23 protein-coding genes are annotated in these 21,946 nt (G+C 68.5%); 7 read left to right on the top strand and 16 right to left on the bottom strand.

Going from position 1 to position 21,946, the window contains the following annotated elements; genetic code table 11:
- Positions 1 to 19: 19 nt before the first annotated feature.
- Positions 20 to 1,420, bottom strand: coding sequence for a DUF1593 domain-containing protein (locus FCU40_RS10820; RefSeq protein ID WP_168074828.1), 1,401 nt, complete (start codon positions 1,418 to 1,420; stop codon positions 20 to 22).
- A gap of 457 nt (positions 1,421 to 1,877) precedes the next feature.
- On the opposite strand from FCU40_RS10820, the gene FCU40_RS10815 reads away from it, so the two are divergent.
- Complete coding sequence (locus FCU40_RS10815) at positions 1,878 to 3,188, top strand: MFS transporter (protein WP_206677328.1); 1,311 nt, start codon at positions 1,878 to 1,880, stop codon at positions 3,186 to 3,188.
- Positions 3,189 to 3,193: 5 nt separating this feature from the next.
- On the opposite strand, the gene maiA is transcribed toward FCU40_RS10815, so the two are convergent.
- The 10 genes from maiA to FCU40_RS10765 form a co-directional block, all read right to left on the bottom strand.
- Positions 3,194 to 3,829, bottom strand: coding sequence for a maleylacetoacetate isomerase (maiA, locus tag FCU40_RS10810; RefSeq protein WP_241693589.1), 636 nt, complete (start codon positions 3,827 to 3,829; stop codon positions 3,194 to 3,196).
- Positions 3,822 to 4,520: a fumarylacetoacetate hydrolase family protein gene (locus tag FCU40_RS10805; RefSeq protein WP_194246538.1), complete on the bottom strand. Its 699-nt coding sequence runs from the start codon at positions 4,518 to 4,520 to the stop codon at positions 3,822 to 3,824. The genes maiA and FCU40_RS10805 overlap by 8 nt, the downstream gene beginning before the upstream one ends.
- Complete coding sequence (gtdA, locus tag FCU40_RS10800) at positions 4,517 to 5,563, bottom strand: gentisate 1,2-dioxygenase (protein ID WP_168074824.1); 1,047 nt, start codon at positions 5,561 to 5,563, stop codon at positions 4,517 to 4,519. The genes FCU40_RS10805 and gtdA overlap by 4 nt, the downstream gene beginning before the upstream one ends.
- 86 nt (positions 5,564 to 5,649) lie before the next feature.
- Positions 5,650 to 6,426: an IclR family transcriptional regulator gene (locus FCU40_RS10795; RefSeq protein ID WP_168074823.1), complete on the bottom strand. Its 777-nt coding sequence runs from the start codon at positions 6,424 to 6,426 to the stop codon at positions 5,650 to 5,652.
- Positions 6,427 to 6,538: 112 nt separating this feature from the next.
- Positions 6,539 to 7,522 (bottom strand): TIM barrel protein, encoded by a 984-nt coding sequence (locus FCU40_RS10790; RefSeq protein ID WP_168074822.1) that lies wholly within the window; start codon positions 7,520 to 7,522, stop codon positions 6,539 to 6,541.
- A gap of 33 nt (positions 7,523 to 7,555) precedes the next feature.
- Positions 7,556 to 8,518 (bottom strand): D-ribose ABC transporter substrate-binding protein, encoded by a 963-nt coding sequence (locus FCU40_RS10785; protein ID WP_168074821.1) that lies wholly within the window; start codon positions 8,516 to 8,518, stop codon positions 7,556 to 7,558.
- Complete coding sequence (locus FCU40_RS10780) at positions 8,515 to 9,396, bottom strand: DeoR/GlpR family DNA-binding transcription regulator (protein ID WP_175582072.1); 882 nt, start codon at positions 9,394 to 9,396, stop codon at positions 8,515 to 8,517. Before FCU40_RS10780 ends, FCU40_RS10785 begins: the two co-directional genes overlap by 4 nt.
- A gap of 8 nt (positions 9,397 to 9,404) precedes the next feature.
- Positions 9,405 to 10,454 (bottom strand): ABC transporter permease, encoded by a 1,050-nt coding sequence (locus FCU40_RS10775; protein WP_168074820.1) that lies wholly within the window; start codon positions 10,452 to 10,454, stop codon positions 9,405 to 9,407.
- A gap of 8 nt (positions 10,455 to 10,462) precedes the next feature.
- Positions 10,463 to 12,013: a sugar ABC transporter ATP-binding protein gene (locus FCU40_RS10770; protein ID WP_206677327.1), complete on the bottom strand. Its 1,551-nt coding sequence runs from the start codon at positions 12,011 to 12,013 to the stop codon at positions 10,463 to 10,465.
- Positions 12,010 to 12,636, bottom strand: coding sequence for a DUF2291 domain-containing protein (locus tag FCU40_RS10765; RefSeq protein ID WP_168074819.1), 627 nt, complete (start codon positions 12,634 to 12,636; stop codon positions 12,010 to 12,012). The genes FCU40_RS10770 and FCU40_RS10765 overlap by 4 nt, the downstream gene beginning before the upstream one ends.
- Before the next feature lie 323 nt (positions 12,637 to 12,959).
- Here FCU40_RS10765 and FCU40_RS10760 point away from each other — a divergent pair, with 323 nt between their 5' ends.
- From FCU40_RS10760 to FCU40_RS10745, 4 genes are all read left to right on the top strand, one after another.
- Positions 12,960 to 13,751: a transketolase gene (locus FCU40_RS10760; RefSeq protein ID WP_168074818.1), complete on the top strand. Its 792-nt coding sequence runs from the start codon at positions 12,960 to 12,962 to the stop codon at positions 13,749 to 13,751.
- Positions 13,748 to 14,707 carry a transketolase C-terminal domain-containing protein gene (locus tag FCU40_RS10755; RefSeq protein WP_168074816.1) on the top strand — a complete coding sequence of 320 codons (960 nt, stop codon included), beginning with the start codon at positions 13,748 to 13,750 and terminating at the stop codon, positions 14,705 to 14,707. The genes FCU40_RS10760 and FCU40_RS10755 overlap by 4 nt, the downstream gene beginning before the upstream one ends.
- On the top strand, positions 14,707 to 16,194 hold the full coding sequence (locus FCU40_RS10750; protein WP_168074814.1) for an FGGY family carbohydrate kinase: 1,488 nt from the start codon (positions 14,707 to 14,709) through the stop codon (positions 16,192 to 16,194). Before FCU40_RS10755 ends, FCU40_RS10750 begins: the two co-directional genes overlap by 1 nt.
- 485 nt (positions 16,195 to 16,679) lie before the next feature.
- The gene (locus FCU40_RS10745) at positions 16,680 to 18,281 is read left to right on the top strand and encodes a carboxylesterase family protein (protein ID WP_168074812.1); all 1,602 of its coding nucleotides are present in this window, start codon (positions 16,680 to 16,682) and stop codon (positions 18,279 to 18,281) included.
- Here FCU40_RS10745 and FCU40_RS10740 read toward each other — a convergent pair.
- Both FCU40_RS10740 and FCU40_RS10735 read right to left on the bottom strand, forming a co-directional pair.
- The gene (locus tag FCU40_RS10740) at positions 18,278 to 18,967 is read right to left on the bottom strand and encodes a hypothetical protein (RefSeq protein WP_168074810.1); all 690 of its coding nucleotides are present in this window, start codon (positions 18,965 to 18,967) and stop codon (positions 18,278 to 18,280) included. The genes FCU40_RS10745 and FCU40_RS10740 overlap by 4 nt on opposite strands.
- Positions 18,967 to 19,167 (bottom strand): hypothetical protein, encoded by a 201-nt coding sequence (locus tag FCU40_RS10735; RefSeq protein WP_168074808.1) that lies wholly within the window; start codon positions 19,165 to 19,167, stop codon positions 18,967 to 18,969. Before FCU40_RS10735 ends, FCU40_RS10740 begins: the two co-directional genes overlap by 1 nt.
- Positions 19,168 to 19,340: 173 nt before the next feature.
- Here FCU40_RS10735 and FCU40_RS10730 point away from each other — a divergent pair, with 173 nt between their 5' ends.
- On the top strand, positions 19,341 to 19,550 hold the full coding sequence (locus tag FCU40_RS10730) for a hypothetical protein (protein ID WP_206677326.1): 210 nt from the start codon (positions 19,341 to 19,343) through the stop codon (positions 19,548 to 19,550).
- Between the two features lie 72 nt (positions 19,551 to 19,622).
- Here the strand turns inward: FCU40_RS10730 and FCU40_RS10725 are convergent, their stop codons facing one another.
- Complete coding sequence (locus FCU40_RS10725) at positions 19,623 to 19,961, bottom strand: DUF3768 domain-containing protein (protein ID WP_168074806.1); 339 nt, start codon at positions 19,959 to 19,961, stop codon at positions 19,623 to 19,625.
- 405 nt (positions 19,962 to 20,366) lie between these two features.
- Here FCU40_RS10725 and FCU40_RS10720 point away from each other — a divergent pair, with 405 nt between their 5' ends.
- Positions 20,367 to 20,774, top strand: coding sequence for a helix-turn-helix domain-containing protein (locus FCU40_RS10720; protein WP_168074804.1), 408 nt, complete (start codon positions 20,367 to 20,369; stop codon positions 20,772 to 20,774).
- Between the two features lie 3 nt (positions 20,775 to 20,777).
- Here FCU40_RS10720 and FCU40_RS10715 read toward each other — a convergent pair whose 3' ends face one another.
- Positions 20,778 to 21,002, bottom strand: a complete 225-nt coding sequence (locus FCU40_RS10715) for a DUF2274 domain-containing protein (RefSeq protein WP_168074802.1) — start codon at positions 21,000 to 21,002, stop codon at positions 20,778 to 20,780.
- Positions 20,999 to 21,946 (bottom strand): TrbI/VirB10 family protein (locus FCU40_RS10710; protein ID WP_168074800.1); only part of this gene is annotated, 948 nt, incomplete at its 5' end. The genes FCU40_RS10710 and FCU40_RS10715, both read right to left, overlap by 4 nt.

The following is a 21,946-nucleotide window of genomic DNA, read 5'->3' as shown; positions in this document are numbered from 1 at the left end:
GCCGACTGGCCGGCGGGTGCTAGGGACGGACGTTCACCAGGACCCGGCGGTAGCGCGTGATCGCGGGCGCGCCGGAGTCGCGGACTTCAAGAATGACCTGGTAGGTGGTGGGCTCGACGACGGTCGGGATCACGAAGCGGGCCTGAGGCTGGTCGGCGTCGAGCACATCCAGCTTCGGCGGCGAAAGACCGGGCCGACCGCTGACCTCGGCGTACTGCCACCAGCGATAGGTCAGGGCGTCGCCGTCAGGATCCTTGGACCCCAGCGCGCTCAGCTTGATCGTCTCGCCCGCCTTAGCGTCGAGTACGGCCGGGGCGTCGCCAGGGACGCCGTTCAGCACCAACTGGGGCGCATGATTGGCCTTGGTCCGATCCGGCGTCAGCGTCCAGCCGATCCGGGCGGCGAAGTCGTTCTGGAACGCCTCGCGCCAGCGGAACACGGTCGCCTGGTTGCTGGTCCAGGTCGCGCCGCCCTCGCCCGTCACCGTGTCCTGAGCGTCGCCAAACTGGACCCCGCCTTCATAGGTTGGGACATAGCGACCGCCCCACCCGCCGTATTCGGGATGCTCAGGGGCGTTCAGACCGTTGGGGATTAGCCACAGGAAGGCCGGGGTGTCGCCCTCCATAATGAACATAGGCGGCGGATAGAGCGCGCCCAGCGGACCGCGACGGATGTTCGTCTCCAACCAGGCGTTAGTGACCATCTCGGCCGCCGGCCATTTGGCGGGCCGACGCACATCGCCGGAAATGCCTGTCCAGGCGGCCATGCCGTACTGACCCCAGCCGTGGACGCTGGCGACCCAGACCAGATCGGGGAACTGTCGGCGCAGCCAGGGGCCCGCATCGTCCTGGTCCGAGATGGAATAGACCCGCAGCTTGGCGACGAAGGCCTTCAGCTGCTCGGGGGTGCGGGTGGCCCGGACCGTCGACAGAGCCTGGGCCAGGTCCAGCGCCCCGCCCCACACCGAGATATAGACCGGGCGCGGATCGGGGCGGTCGACAACCTCGATGATCAGGCGCGAGCCGTCCGTGTCGAGGCCCTCGCCGACCCCACGCATGCCGTAGGCGCTGCTGCCGGAACGGACCAGCGCATCGAGCTTGGCGGCGTCGGGATAGCCTTCGGCGTGCTGGCGCAGATTGGGCAGAACCTGGCCGTAGGCGGCGATCCGCGCATGCATCAGCTGCGGCTGGACCTTCTCGCGTTGCCAGGTCGAGGTCGTGGCGACCAGGCCCTCGATATCCAGGTCGTTGGCGTAGAGCAGCAGGCGAACGAGGGATTCGGAGTCGTCAGGCTCGTTGCCGATGTCGGACAGGACGATGACCCGCGGCTTCTCGGCGGCCAGGGCCGGACCGGCCGAGCCGACGGCCAAGGCGCCTAGCACCGCCAACGCGGCCTGCCAGAGTCGAGCTTGACGCTTCATCGGCCTCCCCTTTCCCCAACCCGGCTCGATCACCGGAATTTTTCTTTCGCTTTCGAATTTCTTCGAATTCGACAGAAGACCTAGCCACGCTTCGAAACCCTGTCAACCAACCAAAGCGAGCCGGGCGGACAGCGAAGCGTGAATTTGGAACTTTCTGTTCGAAGTTATGCGGTTAGCAGCGGCGCAGGCGGAATGAACCTCCCTCCGAACCGCCTGCGGGGAAGTTCCGAAATTCGAAGGTTTTCAATAGCTAGAGCTATATGTCGTTCGAGCGCCGAATTGCACGAACGCCGGTCCATGCCCTTCCCGAATATTCTATCATGAGAAATGAATTTGACTATGAGCAATGAGCCGATCAACCTTGGCCGGCGCATGATCCCCCGCCGACGCGACGCAGATCGGACGCCTTGATGGCCGGCGGGCCCTTTCCACGCGCGGAGGAGACGACATGGCAGGCATGCAATCGGGACCCGACAGCGGGATCGATCCCGTCCGGTTCGGACCTTTCCAGGCCGGCATAGCCGCCCTCTGCGCCCTGGTCGCCATGCTGGATGGCTTTGACACCCAGTCGATCGCCTACGTGGCGCCGCGCATCGCCGAGGACTGGCGCCTGGCCCCGTCGGCCTTCGGCCCGATCTTCGGCGCGGGCCTGGTGGGCCTGACGATCGGCGCTTTCCTGCTGAGCTCGGCCGCCGACCGGTTCGGTCGCAAGATCATCATCCTGCTATCGGTCGCGATCTTCGGGATCTTCGCCCTGATGACCTCCCGCGCGCGGACGATGGACGAGCTTTTAGCCCTGCGCGTCCTGACCGGGATCGGTCTCGGCGGCGCCATGCCAAACATCATCGCCCTGACCAACGAGTACGCGCCGGCACGCTACAAGGCGACGCTGGTGACGGTGATGTTCTGCGGCTTCCCGCTGGGCTCGACTATCGGCGGCCTGGTGACGGCTCCCTTGATCGCCGACCACGGCTGGACCTGGGTGTTCCTGCTCGGCGGCGCGATGCCTCTGGCGCTGCTGCCCGTGTTGACATGGCTGCTGCCGGAGTCGGCGCGTTTCCTGGCCCTGCGCCCCGAACAGGAGCCCCGCGTCGCGGCCATCCTGCGCAAGGCCTCACCCGAGCTGCCGGTCGAGGCCTTCGTCGCCTCGGTGCGAGCAGAGAACCAGGACAGCCAGGACGCCCGCCGCTTCCCGGTCGCGGCCTTGTTCGCAGACGGTCGCGCCGGCCGCACCGCCCTGGTCTGGACGGCGTTCTTCATGAACCTTCTTGTCATGTACTTCCTGGTCAACTGGCTGCCGTCGCTGCTGAAGAGCCTGGGCCTGCCGCTCAAGACCGCGATCCTGTCGACCGCCCTGCTAAACCTGGGCGGCGTCGTCGGCGGCGTCGTGCTGGGCCGACTGATCGACCGCCGCGACCCCTATATGATCCTCGGCGCGGCCTATTTCGTCGCGGCGCTGTTCATCGCCGTCATCGCCCTGGCCGGACCCAACACCGCCTTGCTGCTGGCGGCGGCCACGGTCTGCGGATTCGGGGTCTCGGGCGCGCAGATCGGCCTGAATGCTGTGACCGCCAACGCCTATCCAACGGCGATCCGCTCGACGGGCATCGGCTGGGCGCTAGGCGTGGGGCGCATTGGATCGATCCTGGGCCCGACCATCGGCGGCGGCCTGCTGGCCCTGGGCTGGACGCCGCAGAACCTGCTGCTGACCGCCATCGCGCCAGCCCTAGTCGCGGCGCTAGCGGTGTTCGCGCTGCGCCGAACCTGAGAGCCCTATTCGAAGTCGGGCTGCTGCTCCGGCGCGGCCCGACGGAAGGCGTCCAGCGCCAAACAGGCTTCCTCGATCGCCAGCAGACGCGGCCAGCGCAGCTCGACGCCGAAGCGCCGGGCATTGACCAGCTGTGGAACTAGGCAAAGGTCGGCCAAGGTCACCTGGTCGCCGAAGCAATACGGACCTTCGTCCGACACCAGCCGAGCGCAAGCCTCCAGCCCCTCGTCGATCACCTGCGCCGCCCAGTTCGTGACCAAAGGCTCGGCCACGCCCAGCGCCCGCAGGCGCGCCAGAACGCGCAGGTTCTGCACCGGGTGAATATCGCAGGCGATGACCTGGGAGAAGGCGCGAACCTTGGCCCGCGCCAGGGGATCGGCCGGCAGCAGCGGCGGATCCGGATAGCGCTCGTCCAGATACTCGCAGATCGCCAGGCTCTGGGTCAGCACCGTCCCATCAATGTCCAGGGCGGGCACCAGCCCCTGCGGATTGACCGCCAGGAATGCCGGCGCGCGCTGCTCGCCCTTGCGCAGATGGTGAAAGGCGTCGGCATAGGCCATGCCCTTCAGGTTCAGCGCGATGCGAACGCGATACGACGCCGTCGAGCGAAAATAGCCGTGCAGCGTCACCGGATTAGTCACGAAGCGGCGGCCCGATCGTGATCGCGCAGTCGGAAAGGCCGGCGATAGAGACGACCACCGTGTCGCCTTCGACCACAGCCCCAACGCCCGCCGGCGTGCCGGTATAGATCAGGTCGCCCGGCTCCAGACGATAGAAGCGCGAGACATAGGCGATCACGTCGGCGACCGGCCAGATCAGCTCAGCCAGGTCGGCGTCCTGTCGGACCGCGCCGTTTACGGTCAGGGCGATGCGGCCAGCCTCCGGATGGCCGACCTCGTCGACCGGATGGATCAGACCCAGGGGCGAGGATTGCTCGACGTTCTTTCCGGTATCCCAGGGACGCCCCTTCTCGCGGGCTTCCAGCTGCAGGTCGCGTCGGGTCATGTCCAGACCGGTGGCGTAGCCGTAGACGTGGTCCAGGGCCTGGCTCGCGGCGATGTCGCGCCCGCCCTTGCCGATCGCCACGACCAGCTCGGCCTCGTAGTGGAAGTTGGCCGTCTCAGACGGATAGGGAACCGTCGCGCCAGTCGGCACGACCGTCTCAGCCCACTTGGTGAAGAAGAACGGGGCTTCGCGTTCGGGGTCGCGCCCCATCTCGCGGGCATGAGCGGCGTAGTTGCGGCCGATGCAGAAAACCCGGCGAACCGGGAAGGCCTCGCCGTTGCTGGCCGCGGCGATCGTGGGCGCTTGAGGTTTGAACACCAGGGTCACGCGCATTGTTCCTTGTACAGATGGAGCTTTTCCTGCGCCGCCTTGTCGGAATAGCCGAACAGCACCAGGTCGTCGGCCGCGCCCAAGCGCAGCTCATGCCAGGACGGCACAACCAGGATGTCGCGCGGCTTTAGCGCGATCTCGCGACCCTCGACCAGGGCCCAGCCGCTCCCCTCGACCACGACGAACACCGTGCCGTCGGTCGCGCGGCGCGCGCGGGTCTCGAAGCCCGCCGGCAGCAGGCGCACATGGGCGGCGATGGTCGGCATAACCGAACCACCGTCGGCCGGGTTCAGGAACTCCAGGGCGTGGCCCAGGTGCGGATCGATGTCCGGGCCGGCCGCCAGAGCCGCGAGCGCGGGGCGCCAGTCGGCATAGGGATAGTGGAACAGCGGCTGGTGAGCAGGCCGCCGGTCGGCCGTCGTCCCCCGCACGGGCCGCAGGTTGCGCCCGTAGCGGGCCAAGGTGTCGCCGGGCGGCGCGGTCTCCGGATGGGCCTTTTCGCGATAGCCCTCGGCAAAGCCGGCGTCAAAGTGACGGACGGTGGGGATGTCCAGGCCATCCAGCCAGATCATCGGCTTGTCGGTCGGATTGCCGTGGTCGTGCCATTGCCAGCCCGGCGTCAGCACCAGGTCGAACGGCCGCATGATCGCCTTCTCGCCGTCCAGGGCGGTGAAGGCTCCCTCGCCTTCCAGCACGAAGCGCAGCGCGCACTGGGCGTGGCGGTGGGCCGGTGCGACCTCGCCCGGCAGGATCAGCTGCAGCCCGGCATAGAGGCTGGGAATGATCGACGACTGCCCTCGCAGGCCAGGGTTCTCCAGGATCAACACCCGCCGCTCGGCCTGCTCGGCGCTGATCAGATCGCCAGCCCGCATCAGATAGTCGCGCGCCTGATCATAGGACCACAGATGAACCTTCGCCGGCGACCGGGGCTGCTTGGGCACCAGCTGGGCCAGCGACTCCCACAGCGGCGTCAGGTTCTCCGGCGCCATCTCGGCATACAGCGCCTCCAGCTGGGCGCGCTGGTCGTTGGGCAGGGTCATCACGCATCCTTAATCGCCCACGTCGTGAGACATGGCGCGGATCCGCTTTTGACACTACGAAATCACTTACGCAATGCGGAATTACCTCAGGCAAACCAACCCAGCTGCGCGCTGATCTCGCGACACAGCCCTTGCAGCTCGGTCAGCGCCGCGTCGTGGCGGCCGTCGGCGAATGCCTCGGGCGACAGCGCCGTCGCGGTCAGCACGGCCCGCCCCTGCAGATCGAAGATCGGATAGGCGGTGGCGCGCAGACCCGGCACCATCGTGCCCTCGACGTGGGCGTAGCCCTGCGCGCGCACGGCCTTGCGCAGCGCCTCGGCCTGGGCGCGGGTTATGGGACCGGTTTCGAGCTCGCGTTCCAGCAGGTGCTCGGTCTCGATCGGCGGCGTGAACGCCAGGAACGCCTGCCCCGTCGCCGAATAGAGCAGCGGCAGCACCGACCCGACATTGAACGAGGTCATCACCGCCGGCCGACCCATGTTCCAGCGGACGATGGTCGGCCCCAATGGCCCCAGCGCGGCGATCTGCACCGTCTGCCCGGTCCGCTGGGTGAAGTCGCCGATCGCCGCGTCGACCAGCCGGAAGGCGTCGATCCGCGACAGCGCCGCCATGCCCAGCTTCAGCGCCTTGGGGCCCAGGTCGTAACGGCCGGTGGCCGGATCCTGATGGGCCATGCCGGCGATGATCAGGCTCTGGAGATAGCGGTGCGCCTGCGGCGGGGCCATGCCGCTGGCCTGCGCGATCGCGCTCAGCGTCGAGGCCTGACCCAGCCCGGCCAGAGCCTCCAGGATGCCCAGCCCGATTTCGACGGACTGGATGCCTCGGCGCCGCGCGGGGGACTCGGCGTCGGCCTCGTCGGTCATGGTCTTCTCCGGAAATGGCTCGGGCGGCGAACCCGCGAGCCGCCCCCCCTTTTTAAGAGCGGCGGCGACTCGCGGACTTCGCGTTCAACTCAAACCATAGCCTAGAGAAGCCTTAGGCGCCGCCGAACAGGGCCGCGCGGGCGATATCCAGCGCCGCCACCGCGTCCTGACGCGCCTGGGCCGCCTTCAGCCCCTCGACGTCCAGGTGATCCAGCGCCGCCTCGATGCGCTTCAGGAAGCGGATCGCGCTATTGGCGGCGGCCACGCAGTCTTCGCGGAACGGGAACTGATCCAGCTGCCAGACGCCCTCCCAGCCGTTCTTACGTAGGGTCCAGAAGAACTCGAACAGCTCGATCGGGTGCACCGAGCCGGCGATCAAATCGTCGTCCCAGCCGCGCATATTGTCGTTGACGTCCATGCCGAACAGGCGGCCGTGGTCGATGGCCAGCTGGGCCGCGTCGGCGGGCGACTCCCCGCCGTACAGCGAGTGGCCGAAGTCCAGCAGGATGCCGACGTTGGGAACGCCCATGCGCTCGATCGCCAGCAGGGTGCGGGACACCGAGTCGTAGCTCATATGCACCCGCGGCTCGCGCGGCTTGTACTCGATGACGAACTTCAGGTCGGGATTCTGGGCGGCCAGCTCGGCCACGCCCTCGACCGAGGCGGTCCACAACGCCTTGTGGTCGACCTGGAACGGATAGTCCCAACCGTCCTGGCCGGGCCAGAGCTTGACGTAGTCGGCGCCGAAGCGACGAACCATCTTGGCCGCCTCGTTGCACATCTCGTTGGCCAAGCGGCGCACGCCCGGATCGGGATTGGTGAAGGCGCCCTTGGCGAAGCGGCGGGTATAGATCTCAGGCGTAATGCCGATCACGCCGAGGCCGTTGCGGCCCAGCGCCTGCTCGATCGCCGTCAGCGAGACATCCTTGCCGACGAAGGGAAAATTGATGTCGACCACCGACAGGTCCTCGACCTGACCGGCCAGGTCGATCATCTCCAGGAGGTCGCGCTGAGGGCCGTAGCCGTCGGTGGCGTAGCGGTCGACATAGGTCGCGAAATGCCAGATGCCGGCGCCGTATCGTTGCTTGGCGGTCATGGGGACGCTCTCGATTTTGAAGGCTTGAAAAGGCTAGCGCTGGGCCAGCGCGAAATTGTTCAGGCGCGGGGCGTTAGCGCGGTCGACCAGGAAACAGTCCATCAGCAGCTTCTCGCGCTCGCCGGTCTTGCCAGTCTTCAGATAGCGGTCGGCCAGCTCGACGGCGTACTGGGCCTGGCGCAGCGCCGGCTGCAGCACCGTCGCGCGCATCTTGCCCGCCGCGACGGCGTCGCGAGCGTCATTGGAGCCGTCGAAACCGACCACCACCACATCCCGCCGCCCGGCGCTCTCGAGCGCGGCGACCGCCCCCAGAGCCATGGTGTCGTTGCCGGCGATCACGCCTTTGAGGTTCGGACGGGCCTGCAGGATCGACTGCATCACCGAGAAGGCCTGGGCCTGATCCCAGTTGGCGCTTTGACGCGAGACCATCTTCAGGTCGGGATACTGGTCGAGCACGTCGTGGAAGCCGCGCGAACGGATCGAGGCGTTGGTGTCGGACTCCTTGCCGACCAGCTCGGCGTAGTCGCCCTTCTCGCCCAGCGCCTCGGCGAAGGCCTGAGCGCCCAGAGCCGCGCCCTGGTAGTTGTTGGAGACGATCTGCACCGCCGCCGCGCCACGGCTGGAGACCTCGCGGTCGATCAGGAACACCGGCACGCCGGCCGACTTGGCCCGCAGCACCGCCGCGACACTGGCGTCGGCCCCGGCGTTGTCCAGGATGATCGCCGCGGCTCCCCGGGCGATCGCGGTATCGATCAGCTGGCTCTGCTTGAAGGCGTCATCGTCGTGCGAGAACTTCAGGGTGCGATAGCCCAGAGCCTTGGCGCGCGCCTCGGCGCCGATGGCCTCCTGGCCGAAGAACGGATTGTCGAGCGAGGGCGTGATGACCACGATCAGGCTGGAGCGGCCGGCGCGGGGGGCCAGCAGGACGACCGCCGCCGCCGCGACGACGATCAACGCCAGAGCGGCGAGCCAGAGACGTGGACGCCCGAGCTTCATGCGATGATGACCTCTATGCCGGAGTCGAGGAACGCACGGTGGTCCTCGTCGCGAATGCCGCTGTCGGTGATCAGGCAATGGATGTTCTCGATGCCGCCCAGAGACGAGAAGGAGGTCTTGCCGATCTTGGTGGAGTCCGCCGCCAGGTAGATCTTCGACGCCGACTTGATCATCGCGCGCTTGACGGCGATGTCGGCGATGGCGGGGAAGGTCAGGCCGGCCTCGAACGAGACTGCGGCCGTGGCCAGGAACAGTTTCTGGGCGAACAGCCCCTCGAAATAGTCAGCCGAGCGCTCGCCCGACAGCGACAGGGTCGGCGCCTTGAACTGCCCGCCTGGCATGTGGACCGTGTAGGTCGGGATCGCGCCCAGGATCAGGGCGATGTTCAGGGCGTTGGTGATGACGTTGAGACCTTCGCGGTCGCCCAGATTCATGGCGATCTCGGTGATGGTCGAGCCGGCGTCCATGATGATGGTTTCATGGTCCCCGACCAGGGCGGCGGCGGCCTGGCCGATCCGCTTCTTGGCCTCCATGTTGACCTGGTGGTGCAGCGCCATGGCGCGCACCTGCTGGGGAGCCGACTTCAGATAGGCCCCGCCGTGCTCGCGCACGATGTGGCCGTCGGCCTCGAGACGCTCGAGGTCCTGGCGGACGGTCACTTCGGACACCGCGAAGGCTTCGGCCAGATCGCGCACGCGGGCGCTGCCGACTTCCTGGAACCAGGCCAGCATCTTCATGCGGCGCGGCTCGCCCAGCAGCGAGCTGGCCCCGACCGCGATCCCGCCGAGCTTGGACTTGGCGCGCGGCGGCTTGGGGGCCGCGATCGCCTTGCCGCGTCCAGTCTTGGTGTCGCTTTTGGTGGAGGTGCCCTTGGCCATGTCCGCTCTCAGTCTCGCGCGCCGATGATCCGGCCCTGCAACTGATCGAGTACAACGGCCGTGACGATTACCGTACCCTTGATCACCATTTGCCAGAACTCACTGACGCCGATCATGACCATCCCATCACCCAGGACGCCGATCACGCAGGCGCCGATGATGGTTCCGCCGATCGTGCCGCGACCGCCGCTTAGCGATGCGCCGCCCAGGACGACCGCGGCGATGGCGCTCAGCTCGAAGGTCTCGCCCGACGCCGGGTGGGCCGCGACCAGGTCCGAGGCGACAATCAGGCCGACCAGAGCCGCGCACATGCCCGAGATCACGTAGACCATCGTCTTGATCCGCCCGACTCGGACACCCGACAGCAGCGCCGCGCGCTCGCTGCCGCCGACCGCATAGACTCGGCGACCGAAGGGGGTGTTTGCGGCGACCCAGGCCGCGACCGCGGCCAGGGCGACCATGATCAGCACGGGGACCGGAATCCCCGCCAGCTTCCCCGCGCCCAGTAATGGGAAGCCCTCGTTGCCGTAGTCGGCGCTGCCCGTCAGGTTCGGAAAGGTCGCACCGTTGGAACACAGCAGGGCCGCGCCGCGCGCAACGTAGAGAACGCCCAAGGTGGCGATGAACGGCGCGACGCCGAAGCGCGTGATCAGCGTGCCGTTCAGCAAGCCGATCAGCCCGCCGATCGCCACCACGATACCGATCACGGCCAGGGTCGATGGATAGATCACGACACCCAGGGGGCCCGCCGTCACGCCATTCAGGATCAAGGCGCCGCCGATCATGCCCGACAGACCCGCGATCGAGCCTACGGACAGGTCGATGCCGCCGGTCAGGATCACATAGGTCATGCCGACGCCCAGGATGGCGATCGTGGCGATGTGCTTGGCGGTGATCAGGAAGCTGGCCACCGACAGGAAGTTCGGAGCCATGACGGCGAAGAAGGCGGTGACCAGCGCCAGCGCGATCAGGGCGCGCGACTTGAACAATAGAGACAGCCAGGCGGGCGCTGGTGGCTTGGCCGGCGTCGTGACGGGAGTAGAAGCCAGAGACGTCATGCGGACCTTCAGTGCGCGAGCGCGGCGCGTTGGGCGCGCCGAGCGGATGGAGAAGCGGCCACGCCATTGGCGGCGCGGACCAGCAGTCCCTCGTCGGCCTGCGCCGCAGGCAGATCGGCGGTCAGCCGGCCCTTCGACATCACCAGGATCCGATCGGCGATCGACAGCGCTTCGAGCATGTCCGAGGTGGTGAACACCACGGCCAGCCCCTCGGCGGCCAGGGCGCGCATGGCGGCGAACACCTCGGCGCGGGCGCCGATGTCGATCCCGCGAGTCGGCTCGTCCAGCAGCAAGGCGACCGGGTCGCGCAGCAGGCAACGACCAATAACGACCTTCTGCTGGTTGCCGCCCGACAGCGCGCCGATCGGGGTCTTAGCCGATTGGGTCTTCACGCCCAGTCGCGCGATCATCGCGCCGACCGACCGGTCTTCCACGGCCTTGGCGATGAAACCCAGTCGCGCGAAGCGAGCCAAGTTGGAGAGGCCCAGATTGCCGCCGACGGACAGGTTCGGGAACAGGCCCTCGCGCTGGCGGTCCTCCGGGACCATCAGCAGGCGCCGCGCCACGCGGTCGGCCGCCGGCAGGCGCTCGATCGACTCGCCTTTCAGCCGCACACCGCCCTCGCCGCGCCGCAGGCCGAAGGCGTATTCGAAGAGCTCGGTCCGCCCCGCGCCCAAAAGGCCGTAGATCGCCACGACCTCGCCAGCCCGGAAGTCCGCCGACACCGTGTCGACCAGGCGCGCCCCGTCGCCACGGCGGACGACGACATCCCGCAACGCCAGCACTACCTCACCGCCTTCGCGCGGCGCGGCGCCCACGGGCGCGGCGACGGCCTCGCCCAGCATGGTCTCGACGATCCAGGGCACTGAAGCCTGGCCGATCGGCACGGACGCCACGACGGCGCCGTCGCGCATCACCGTAATGAAATCGCCGATCCGCATCAGCTCTTCCAGCCGATGGGAAATGTAGACGATCCCGACGCCATGGCGCTTCAGCTCGCCGATCACCGCGAACAGGTGGGCGACCTCTTCCTCGCTGAGGGCCGAGGTCGGCTCGTCCAGGATCAGCACGCGAACATCCTCGACCAGCACCCGAGCGATCTCGACGATCTGCTGCTGGCCGATGCTGAGCGCCGAGACGGGGGTGTCGGCGGTGAAGGTGGCGCCCAGCCGGGCTAGCGCTTCATCGGCGCGTCGGCGCTCGGCGGCGTGGTCGATCGTCCCGACAAGTCCGAGATTGCGACCCAGGAAGATGTTCTCGACCACCGTCAGGTTCGGACAGAGGTTCAGTTCCTGAAAGACGATGCCCACGCCCTGGCGTGCGGCGTCGCGCACCGAACGCAGATTGATGGGCGCGCCGTCCAGCAGGATCTCGCCGCTATCGGGCGGCTCCACGCCGGCCAGCACGCGCATCAGGGTCGACTTGCCGGCTCCGTTCTCGCCGATCAGGACATTGACCGCCCCGCCGCGCACATCGAAGTCGACGCCGCGCAGGGCCGCCGTCGCGCCGTACGACTTGGCGATGGTCCGGGCGCTGAGAAGGACCGGCTGGACGATCACGACGCAGCCTTGCCGATCGAGACAGGGGTCACGAAAACAGGCTGCCCCGCCGCCGGGAGATTGAAGGCCCCGACGAACCGAACCCGATCGCCCGGGCGCACGCCGTCCAGCGCCGGCTTCACGCGCGCCAGTGAGGTCGCGGTCAGGGCGCGCCCGACGTCGGCGAAGGCCAACTGGTCGGCAAAGTCGTCGAAGGCGATGAAGGGCAAGGCGTCGCGCAGAGCCGTGCCGACCACCACGGGCCCGGTCTCAAGCCGTATAGCGCGAGAGCCGACCTCGACCTCCATCGTACGGCGACGCGAGCTATCGTCGACCGCACGCACGACGCCCTCGCCCGAGACCACGAATGTCCAGGCGCCGCCCTCGCTGGCGCGGCGGCCCAGCCGCGCGCCGGCCTCGTCGGGATTGGCGTCGATGGCTTGGAAGAGATCCTTGGCCGGGACGGCGCGGCGCTGAAGCTCGGGAAGCGCCTGGGCGTCCCAAATCTTGGCGACATAGGCGTCGGCGCTGAAGTTAAGACCGCGCTTGGCGCGGATTGCCTGGTCCTGCGCAATCGTCACGACCTTGCAGCCGCTCAGCGCCACCGCACCGGCCAGCAGGACGGCCTGGAGAGCGACCCTCACGCCGCGCTGTCGCAAACCGATCCTCCTCACGCCTCCCCCCTGCTCGACGGCTTCGTCGAATGATTTTCGTTTATTTTCTTTTCGACGCGCAACATGCCCAGCCGACTCGGCGCTGTCAAACCGTCTCGACGACTTTCCCTGAAAACACGGCACAAACCCCGCGATCAAGTGATAACATTCGCAGATAATCGAAAGTTTCTCTTGTCTGGTCACGACGCCCCGGATACTCCACCCTTCATGTTAGGGAGAGCGGATTGGTGAGAGCCCTGGACGCTAGGCGAGGCGACGAACGCGTCGAGCGCGTTCGCGAGCGCGCGAATTGGATGCGCAGACGCAGCCTCCAGATGATCTTCGAAGCCGGCCAGGGTCATCCCGGCGGCGACCTCTCGGCGACCGACATCCTGGCGGCGCTGTACTTCGGCGTGCTGCGCTACGATCCAGCCAAGCCAAGCGCCCCCGACCGCGACCGGTTCGTGATGAGCAAGGGCCACTGCACCGGCGCGCTCTACACGGCCTTGGCCGGCGCCGGCTTCTTTCCCGAGGCCGAGTTATCGACCTACCTGCAGCCCAATTCGCGCCTGAACGGCCACCCCAACCGCACCTACCTGCCCGGCGTCGAGACCAACACCGGTCCGCTGGGGCATGGCCTGCCCGTGGCCGTCGGCATCGCCATCGCCGGCCAGGTCGACAACGCCCCCTACCGCACCTTCGCGCTGACCGGCGATGGTGAACTGCAGGAAGGCAGCATGTGGGAGGCGGCCATGCTGGCCGGCCATCGCAAGCTAGGGAACCTGACCGCCATCATCGACCGCAATCGCCTGCAACAGGGCGCGCGCACCGAGGACACCAACGCCCTGGAGCCCCTGGCCGACAAGTGGCGCGCGTTCGGCTGGGAAGTCGTCGGCGTCGATGGCCACGACCATGCCCAGCTGCTCTCGACCCTGGACGCGCCGGCCAGGCCGCGCGAGCGGCCGCTGTGCGTGATCGCCGACACGATCAAGGGCTATGGCGTCTCCTACATGCAGGACAAGGCCGGCTGGCACCATGGCGTCCCCAACCCCGAACAATACGCCCAGGCCCTGGCCGAGCTGACCGATAGCGAGGATCAAGCATGAGCGCCGCGGCTCCTTCCGCCCCCGGTCTGTTCGACTGCCGGGACGCCTACGCGCGGACCCTGGAAGCCCTCGCCGCCGAGAACCCTCGCGTCGTCGCCGTGGTCAATGACAGCGTCGGCTCCAGCAAGCTCGGCAAGTTCCGCGATCGTTTCCCCGAGCGCCTGATCAATGTCGGCATCGCCGAGCAGAACATGGTCGGGGTGGGCGCGGGCCTAGCCAACGGCGGCAAGATCCCGTTCGTCAGCGGCGCGGCCTGCTTCCTGACCGCCCGCGCCCTCGAGCAGATCAAGGCCGACATCGCCTATTCGGCCGCCAATGTGAAGCTGTGCGGCATATCGAGCGGCGTGGCCTATGGCGAGCTAGGCGCGACCCACCACTCGATCGAGGACCTAGCCTGGCTGCGGCCGATGCGCGGCCTAACCGTGATCGTGCCGTCCGACCCCTGGGAGACCGCCGAGGCCGTCAAGGCCGCCGCCGCCAGCGACCAGCCGATCTTCATCCGCATCAGCCGGATGCCCGTGCCCGAGCTGGAACACCGCACGCCCTTCGCGATCGGCAAGGCCGAGATGCTGCGCGATGGCGCCGACGTGGCGATCATCGCCGCCGGCACCTTGGTCCATCGCGCGCTGGCGGCCGCCAACGCCCTAGCCGCCGAGGGGATCGAGGCGCGGGTGATCAACATGGCCACCATCTCTCCCCTCGATGAAGCCGCGATCCTCGCCGCCGCCAATGACTGCGGCGCGATCGTCACCGCCGAGGAGCACGTCGTTCGCGGTGGCCTGGGCGGCGCCGTGGCCGAGGTGCTGGCCACCCAGCGCCCAACACCGATGCGCATCCTCGGCTTTGACGGCTTCCAGCCCACTGGCTCGGCCGATTGGCTGATGGAGCGCGCCGGCCTGACCGCCGACGGCGTCGCCGCCGCTGCGCGCGATCTCGTCTCGCGAAAGCGCGGCTGATGGCCGGCGACGTGATCCTGGCCATCGACCAGGGCACCACCAACACCAAAGCGCTGCTGGTCGGCGCCCAGGCTAAGATCGTCGCGCGCGCCAGCCGGCCCATGACCCTGGCCCATCCGCGTCCCGGCTGGACCGAACAGAACGCAGAGCACATCTGGGCCAGCGTCGCGGCGGTGATCGAGGATTTGGTCGCCGCCGCGCCCGGCCACCGCATCGCCGCCGTCGCCATCAGCAATCAGCGCGAGACCGTCGTCGCCTGGGACGCCCGCACCGGACGCCCGGTCGCCCCCGCCATCAGCTGGCAGTGTCGGCGCTCCTCAGAACGATGCGCCCGCTTGCGCGCCGAGGGCCTGGAGGCCTTCGTGAACGAGCGCAGCGGCCTGGGCCTGGATCCGCTGTTCCCGGCCACCAAACTAGCTTGGTTGCTGGAGGCGATCCCAGAGGCCGCGGCCCTGGCGACCAGCGGCGATCTGCGGGTCGGGACGATCGACAGCTGGCTGCTGTGGAACCTGACCGGCGGCAAGGTCCACGCGACCGACCTCAGCAACGCCTCGCGCACCCAGCTCCTGAACCTGCGCGCCCGCGATTGGGATCCAGACCTGGCGGCGCTGTTCGGCGTGCCGTTGGCCGCCCTGCCCCGCCTCCAGGACTCCGACTCCGAGTTCGGCCGCGTCGCCGCCGGTGTCAGCGCCCTGCCCGCCGACATTCCCGTGCGAGCGATCATGGGCGACTCCCATGCCGCCCTGTTCGGACACGTCCAGGCCGCGCCCGACGCTGTGAAGGCCACGATCGGCACCGGCTCCTCGATCATGGCCGCGACCGGCAGCCTGGTGCGCTCCACCCATGGCCTGTCCTCGACCATCGCCTGGAGCCAGGGCGGCGAGGCGGTCTATGCGCTGGAGGGCAACATCACTGTCTCCGGCCAGGCCGCCGCCTTCGCGACCCAGCTGCTGGGCGTGGCGGACGAACAGGCCCTGACCGACCTGGCGACCTCGGTCGAGACCAGCGACGGCGTCGTCTTCGTGCCCGCCCTGGCGGGCCTGGGCGCGCCACACTGGGATGACCGGGCTCGTGGCCTGTTCGCCGGCATGACGCTCGGCACGCGCCCCGCCCACGTGGCGCGCGCGACCTTCGAGGCCATGGCCTTGCAGATCGTCGACGTGATCGAGGCCATGCAGGCCGATCTGGCCCACCCGCTGCGCGAGATCCGAGTTGATGGCGGCGCCACGCGCAACGCCTTCCTGCTGCAGCTGCTTTCGGACCTCCTGCGCCGCGACGTCGTGCGCCAGGATAGCCCCGAGGCCAGCGCCATGGGTGTCGCTCGTATGGCCAGCCAAGCCCTGGGCGCGCCGATGCAAGTTGGAGAGGCCCCGCTGCTTCGCTTCACGCCCGGCATGGCCGATGCGCGTCGGGCGCAGATCCAGCAAAGCTGGCGCACGGCCATCGCCCGCGCGCTCGAACACCTAGATCCACAAAACACGCCGTAGATTTAGCAACGCTCGCGGGGCGTGCGCACAATAGCGCATGTCTCGGGGTTGAGTCCGGCTGAGTTCACAGCAAAAAAGAAGCTCGCAGAGGGAGCAGGACAAGATCCCCCGGCGAGCAGTTCGGGGCGGCCTCTAGAACTTCGTGCGGACACCCACCGACACCAGCCGGCCCAGGGTCGAGCCATTGGCGTAGCGGCCATAGCCTGATGGCGATCGTCATCGCCATCAGGCTGGCGGACAGCATGCCCGCACGAGCCCTTCGAAAATATTCGCTGACACGCCCCCTCTCCTCTCCCTACGCCGAGGGCTCGTCTCGGCCCTTCGGTCAATTTGGACGCTGAATTCGTAACCGATGAATTTACGAATGATAATTGACTACTTTCGAATCCCTTCGTATCCCGGATTCAATTCAAAAAGAAACGCGCACGCACGTATCGCGCCAGCCCGTGGCCACCACAGGCCAGCCAAAGGGAGAGGAAGAACCCATGACCAAGAAGGCCAGGCTTTCCCGGCGGGAATGGATGACGTCCGCAGCGGTCGCCAGCGGCGCGCTGATCATGTCAGGCCGGGCCCTGGCGGCCGGGACCGATGGGGCCGCCCCTATCGTCCAGACGAACCATGGCCCGGTGCGCGGTCGCACCGAGGACGGCGTGCATGCTTTCCGAGGCGTCCGCTATGGCGCGCCGCCGGTCGGCGCCCTGCGCTTTCGCCCGCCGCAACCGCCGAACCCCTGGACCCAGGTTCAGGACGCCGGCGCGTTCGGATCCGCCGCCATGCAGTCGCCCGGCCCCGACGCGCCGAAGACCGAAGTCCACAGCGAAGACTGCCTCTTCCTGAACGTCTGGACCGCCGGCCTGGACGCCAAGAAACGCCCGGTCATGGTCTGGCTGCACGGCGGCGCCTTCGCCGAGGGCGCGGCGGGCCGTCCGACCTATTACGGCGACCACTTCGCCCGCGACGGCGTGGTGCTGGTCTCGGTCAACCACCGCCTGAACGTCTTCGGTTTCACCCAGCTCCCCGACAGCTGGGGCCCGGCCTACAAGTCGTCGGGTCTGGCCGGCATGCTGGACATCGTCCTGGCCCTGCAATGGGTGAAGGCAAATATCGCCCGCTTCGGCGGCGATCCGAACAATGTGACGATCTTCGGCGAGAGCGGCGGCGGGGCCAAGGTGTCGCTGCTGCTGGGCATGGCCCCGGCCAAGGGCCTATTTCATCGCGCCATTATCCAGAGTGGCGCGGGTCTGGACGCCGCCCCGCGCGCCTACGCCCAAACCTTGGGCGGCGCCCTGACCGAAACCCTGAACGTCAAGCCGGGTGATGTCGCCGCCCTGGCCGCGGTCGACGCCAAGACCATCTTCGACAGCCAAAAGGCGGCGATCGACAAGGCCAAGGGCGCGGCCAGCAAAGGCTTCCTGATCGACGGCTTCGTGCCCAGCATCGACGGCCAGGCCCTGCCGCGCGGCCCTTTCACGCCGGGAGCCCAGCCTTGGATCAGCGACGTGCCGCTGCTGATCGGCACCAACCGGGACGAGATGACCCTGTTCCTGGCCGCCTCGCCCGACATCGCCAATCAGACCAACGAGGGCTTCGAGAAGAGCGCCCGCGAGGCCTATCCGACCAAGGCCGATCAGGTCGCCGCCGCCCTGCGCGCGGCCCATCCGGGCGCCTCGCCCGGCGAGCTGACCATCGCCCTGCAGACGGCCAAGACCTTCTGGATCGACTCCGTCACCCTGGCCGAGCGAAAGCTGAAGCAGCCCGCGCCGGTGTGGATGTATCGCATGGACTGGGACCAGTCTCCGGCCCTCGGCGGCAAGCTGAAGGCCGCCCACGCCATGGAGCTGTCGTTCGTGTTCGGCACCCAGGAAAACATCCGCTACTTCGTCGGCCCCGGCGATGGACCAACCCGGATGGCCGCCCAAATGCACCCGGCCTGGGTCGCCTTCGCCAAGACCGGCAATCCCCAGACCGCCACCCTGCCGACCTGGCCGCGCTATGACCTGGCCAAGCGCCAGACCATGATCTTTAACTTGGACAGCAGGGTTGAGAGCGACCCGCAGGGCGATCTGCGTCGCGCAATCGGCGGCTAGTCCGAAGACTTCCTCGAAACGGGCGGGAGACGGGCGACGCCGCCTCCCGGCTCACTCGTTTGGCGATCGTCACGACGATGTCGGGCGTACCGGATCAAGGCCGGCGCGCCATCGTCGATCGCCTCGGCCACGATGTGGAGGGTGTCGCCAGGCTTGGCATCGTCCGGCACGACCAGTTTGGTCGAGAGACCTTCGGATGCGCTCAGCGCTCCATCGCCTGCATAGGTCCCGGCCTCGGGCCAAGTCCGCCAGCGCACCGCCACCTTGTCATGGTCCGGATCGCTCACGTTCGCCGCCAGCACGACCGTCTGGCCGGGCTTTGCCGAGATCAGGCGCGAGCCCTTGATGGCGATCCTGGGCGCATGGTTGGCGTCAACATAGCGCGGCGGGGTCGCCCAGATGAACCGCGCGGCGAAGTCGCGCTGCGACTGGGCCAGGAACGGGTGGGTCGGCTGGCGCTTCGAGCGTCTTCGATCTCTAAGCCGAGATACCGGACGGTATTCTCTGATTTCAGACGCCGCATTGTAGAACGCCACCCTGTTTCTGGTGGAGTTCCTCTTCCGGGCTATGGCGACAACGCCAAGGCGGTCGTCGCCGAGCAGCTCAAGAAGACCTGCGTGCGCCTGGCCCTGGCGCTCGTCGCGCGCCTTGGGCTGCCCCCCGCCCAAGGCGCGCGACGAGCCCACTAGATCGGCTTGGCGCCGGGCGTCCCGCACTTGGCGAACTTGCCCTTGGCGTCCTTGCACTTGGTCGGCTTGGCCGGGGCGCTGGCGGCCGGACACTTGATGAACTTGCCCTTGGCGTCGCGACAGGGGGCGGCGACGGACGGGGTGGAGACGGCCAGGGTCAACAAGGCCGCGGCGGCCAGGACGAGCGTACGGTTCATCGATCATTCTCCGGTCGGGACATCCGACGCCGCAGGCTCGCGCCGCGCGCGGCCGCCTTCAAGGCGCTCTCACCCAAGACGGGTGTTTTTCATATTGCACGCGCCAAGATCGAGCCTAGCGTGACCCCCACACCCTGGCTGCGGAGCCAGGCAGTCAGGGAACGGAGACCAACATGAAGATGCTCATCACGGCCACGGCCATCGCTCTGCTCGCCGCGCCGCTCGCTCAGGCGCATGCGCGATCCCATCGCCCCTATTACGGCGGCGGCCACCACACCAGCAGCCATGGCGGCCACTATAGCGGCGCCCATGGCGGCTCCTCCCACAAGGGCGGCCACTACCGAAACGCCCGCACCGGCGACCACTACGGCCGGCATCGCTGACCCGCCCGCCAAGGCGGATCAGCGAACGGGCCGGATCACAAGGACACGGCCCGCGCGGTTCTCACCCAAGGCTCAGTATTCGCTGGCCAGCATCAGGGTCAGCACCCGGCGGGTGACCGCCGGATCGGCCGGGTTCGGCGAGGCGTACGCCAGGCCGAGGTCGTAATAGTCGATCTTCCAGAACAGCCGCCGCCCCTGGATACGGACCGCCCCGAAGTCGCGCTCCCCGTAAGGATCGTTGTCGCCGTCAAAATCGTCATAGGCCGCGACGGCGGCCACCGCCTCGGCGACAAAAGCCTCACCCAGGGCGCGGACCCCGGCCGTCAGGGTCCAGCCGGGCCCCGGCTGGCGACGCCAAGCATCGTTGAGGGCCGCGACGGCGGAAGCATTGGTGTTGGGGATAGCGGGCATGGCTTGCGCTCCTGGCGGGCGCGCCCCCGCGGCGCGCCGGACAAGCGCGGTCCAGCCGACAAAGCCGCGCCGGCTAGGCCGGGCCAAGGGCCCGCCGCGCAGCGGGGCGCGCTGCACGCCGCGAAGCGGAGGAAGCAAGCCGCCTTGCCGAAGCGGCGCCGTCGGCTAGGAACGAGCGTCCGGCGTGTCCCGGGACGCAGGCCATAAGGACACGCCGACCATCGCTCGCCGCCCATTCGCGCCGTCCAGAACGGCCGCATCGCCCGCCTCCAGACCGCGAACCATGCCGCGGCGGCGCGCCAACTTGGTCGAGCCGGCGCGACGTCGCCGCAAAATCGCGTCCCGCGCTACCCGCATCCGCCCGGTCATTCGTCGTTCGGACGACACCCAATCGGAGCGCGAACCTTGGCCAAGCCCACGCCTCACCCCGTCGACCTCCATGTCGGCGCGCGGATCCGCCTGCGCCGCAAGATGGTCGGCGCCAGCCAGAGCCAGTTGGGCCAGGCGCTGGGCCTGAGCTTCCAGCAGCTGCAGAAGTACGAGCGGGGAACCAACCGGATCAGCGCCTCGCGCCTGCACGACCTGGCGACTTACCTGGACACGCCGGTGGCCTGGTTCTTCGAAGGTCTGGCCGAACCGGGCGCCGACCAGGAAGGCGTCGAGCGCCTGGCGCGGGTCGAAGCCTTCCTCTCCAGTCCCGATGGCGCTGATCTGGCGACCGCCCTGCCAAAACTGCCCGCCCGCCAGCGCCGCCAGATCCTGGCGCTGGTCCGGAGCCTGGCCGGCGAGGAACGCCCGGCGCTTAGCGCCTAGGTCTCAGCGACCGCGCGTCTTGCGCCCGCGGGTGAAGCCCCGATCGGTCTCCATGAACCGGGTGAGCATCGGCCCGATCAGCTTGACCGGCTCGGCGACCTTGCCGCCGGTCTCGGCGGCCAGCGCCTTGCCGTAGTCGACGAGATCGCGGTGCAGGGCCGCCGGCAGGTCCAGAGTGACCTTGACCGGCGTGTCGTCCTCGATCGGACCCAGCTTCAACTTGCTCATGGCATGTTCCTTTCGACATAGGGTTCGAGCACCAGATCGCGGGTCACCAACACCCGCAGCGGCGCGCCCGGCCGAATGGTCAGGGTCGGACGTCGCGCCAGGGCCGCCCCGACCGCCTGGCGTCCGACCTCCCCCACCGACGAGGCCGCGCCGCGTCGCACGGCGCGGGCCAGGTCGCTCTCGTCGCTGTCGCCAGCCTCCGCGCCGATGGCCAAAAGGGTGCTGAGTCCGGCGGCCGTCAGCACGGCGCGGCCATGCCGATCGACGTCGTCCCGCAACCCCGCCATGCCCGCCGCGTCGGCGCCGGGCAGATCGTCCAGCACGATGGAGCGGCCCGACGGCAGGATGAGCCGCGTCCAGGTCACCGACAGGCGCGTCTGGCCGGCCGCCACGGCGGTGTCGTAGGCGCCGATCAACCGCGCGCCGGCCGGGATCAGCAGATGCCCGCCGCCCAGGGTGTCATGGACGTCCCGCGTGACCTGGGCGATGGCCAGGCCCTTGAGGTCCGACCGCAGGCCCGTGACCAGGGCCGCCGGGATGACCGCGCCGGCCTGCAGAACATAGGGCGAGGCCGGGGCCTGCAAGCGCTCGGGACTGACCAGACGCGGATCGGCGACCGGCTCGGTAGCCGCGCTGATCACCGGCGTCCCAGGCGGCGCCCCAGACGACGTCGCCGGCCGATCGCGAGGCTCGGCGACGAAGAGGCCGCTAGTCCGCGCCGCCTGCCGGATCCGCACCGCCGGGTTCACACGCGCATCCGGCGCGACCAGCGGCGCGCCAGGCGGAGCATCCTCGATCGTCTCCGCCCGGCCCACGGCGCCGCTGGCGACCATGGGCCGCCCCAGGTCGCCAGGCAGCGGCGGGCCCAGAACCGGCGCGCCCGATCGCCCAACATAGTCCCGGGGCAGAGCCGACACCGGCTCGGGCGGCGACGTGACGGGCGT

The organism is Caulobacter sp. SSI4214, assembly GCF_012184455.1.
Classification (GTDB): domain Bacteria; phylum Pseudomonadota; class Alphaproteobacteria; order Caulobacterales; family Caulobacteraceae; genus Caulobacter; species Caulobacter vibrioides_E.
This window is presented reverse-complemented; position numbering and strand designations above follow the sequence as displayed.

Coding starts and splice junctions, on each gene's coding strand:
- FCU40_RS10715 (WP_168074802.1), bottom strand. CDS start 21,002: ATGAGCAAGTTGAAGCTGGGTCCGATCGAGGACGACACGCCGGTCAAG.
- FCU40_RS10725 (WP_168074806.1), bottom strand. CDS start 19,961: ATGCCCGCTATCCCCAACACCAATGCTTCCGCCGTCGCGGCCCTCAAC.
- FCU40_RS10760 (WP_168074818.1), top strand. CDS start 12,960: ATGCGCAGACGCAGCCTCCAGATGATCTTCGAAGCCGGCCAGGGTCAT.
- FCU40_RS10755 (WP_168074816.1), top strand. CDS start 13,748: ATGAGCGCCGCGGCTCCTTCCGCCCCCGGTCTGTTCGACTGCCGGGAC.
- FCU40_RS10790 (WP_168074822.1), bottom strand. CDS start 7,522: ATGACCGCCAAGCAACGATACGGCGCCGGCATCTGGCATTTCGCGACC.
- FCU40_RS10780 (WP_175582072.1), bottom strand. CDS start 9,396: ATGGCCAAGGGCACCTCCACCAAAAGCGACACCAAGACTGGACGCGGC.
- FCU40_RS10785 (WP_168074821.1), bottom strand. CDS start 8,518: ATGAAGCTCGGGCGTCCACGTCTCTGGCTCGCCGCTCTGGCGTTGATC.
- FCU40_RS10815 (WP_206677328.1), top strand. CDS start 1,878: ATGCAATCGGGACCCGACAGCGGGATCGATCCCGTCCGGTTCGGACCT.
- FCU40_RS10745 (WP_168074812.1), top strand. CDS start 16,680: ATGACCAAGAAGGCCAGGCTTTCCCGGCGGGAATGGATGACGTCCGCA.
- FCU40_RS10730 (WP_206677326.1), top strand. CDS start 19,341: ATGAAGATGCTCATCACGGCCACGGCCATCGCTCTGCTCGCCGCGCCG.
- gtdA (WP_168074824.1), bottom strand. CDS start 5,563: ATGACCCTGCCCAACGACCAGCGCGCCCAGCTGGAGGCGCTGTATGCC.
- FCU40_RS10750 (WP_168074814.1), top strand. CDS start 14,707: ATGGCCGGCGACGTGATCCTGGCCATCGACCAGGGCACCACCAACACC.
- FCU40_RS10775 (WP_168074820.1), bottom strand. CDS start 10,454: ATGACGTCTCTGGCTTCTACTCCCGTCACGACGCCGGCCAAGCCACCA.
- FCU40_RS10795 (WP_168074823.1), bottom strand. CDS start 6,426: ATGACCGACGAGGCCGACGCCGAGTCCCCCGCGCGGCGCCGAGGCATC.
- FCU40_RS10735 (WP_168074808.1), bottom strand. CDS start 19,167: ATGAACCGTACGCTCGTCCTGGCCGCCGCGGCCTTGTTGACCCTGGCC.
- FCU40_RS10820 (WP_168074828.1), bottom strand. CDS start 1,420: ATGAAGCGTCAAGCTCGACTCTGGCAGGCCGCGTTGGCGGTGCTAGGC.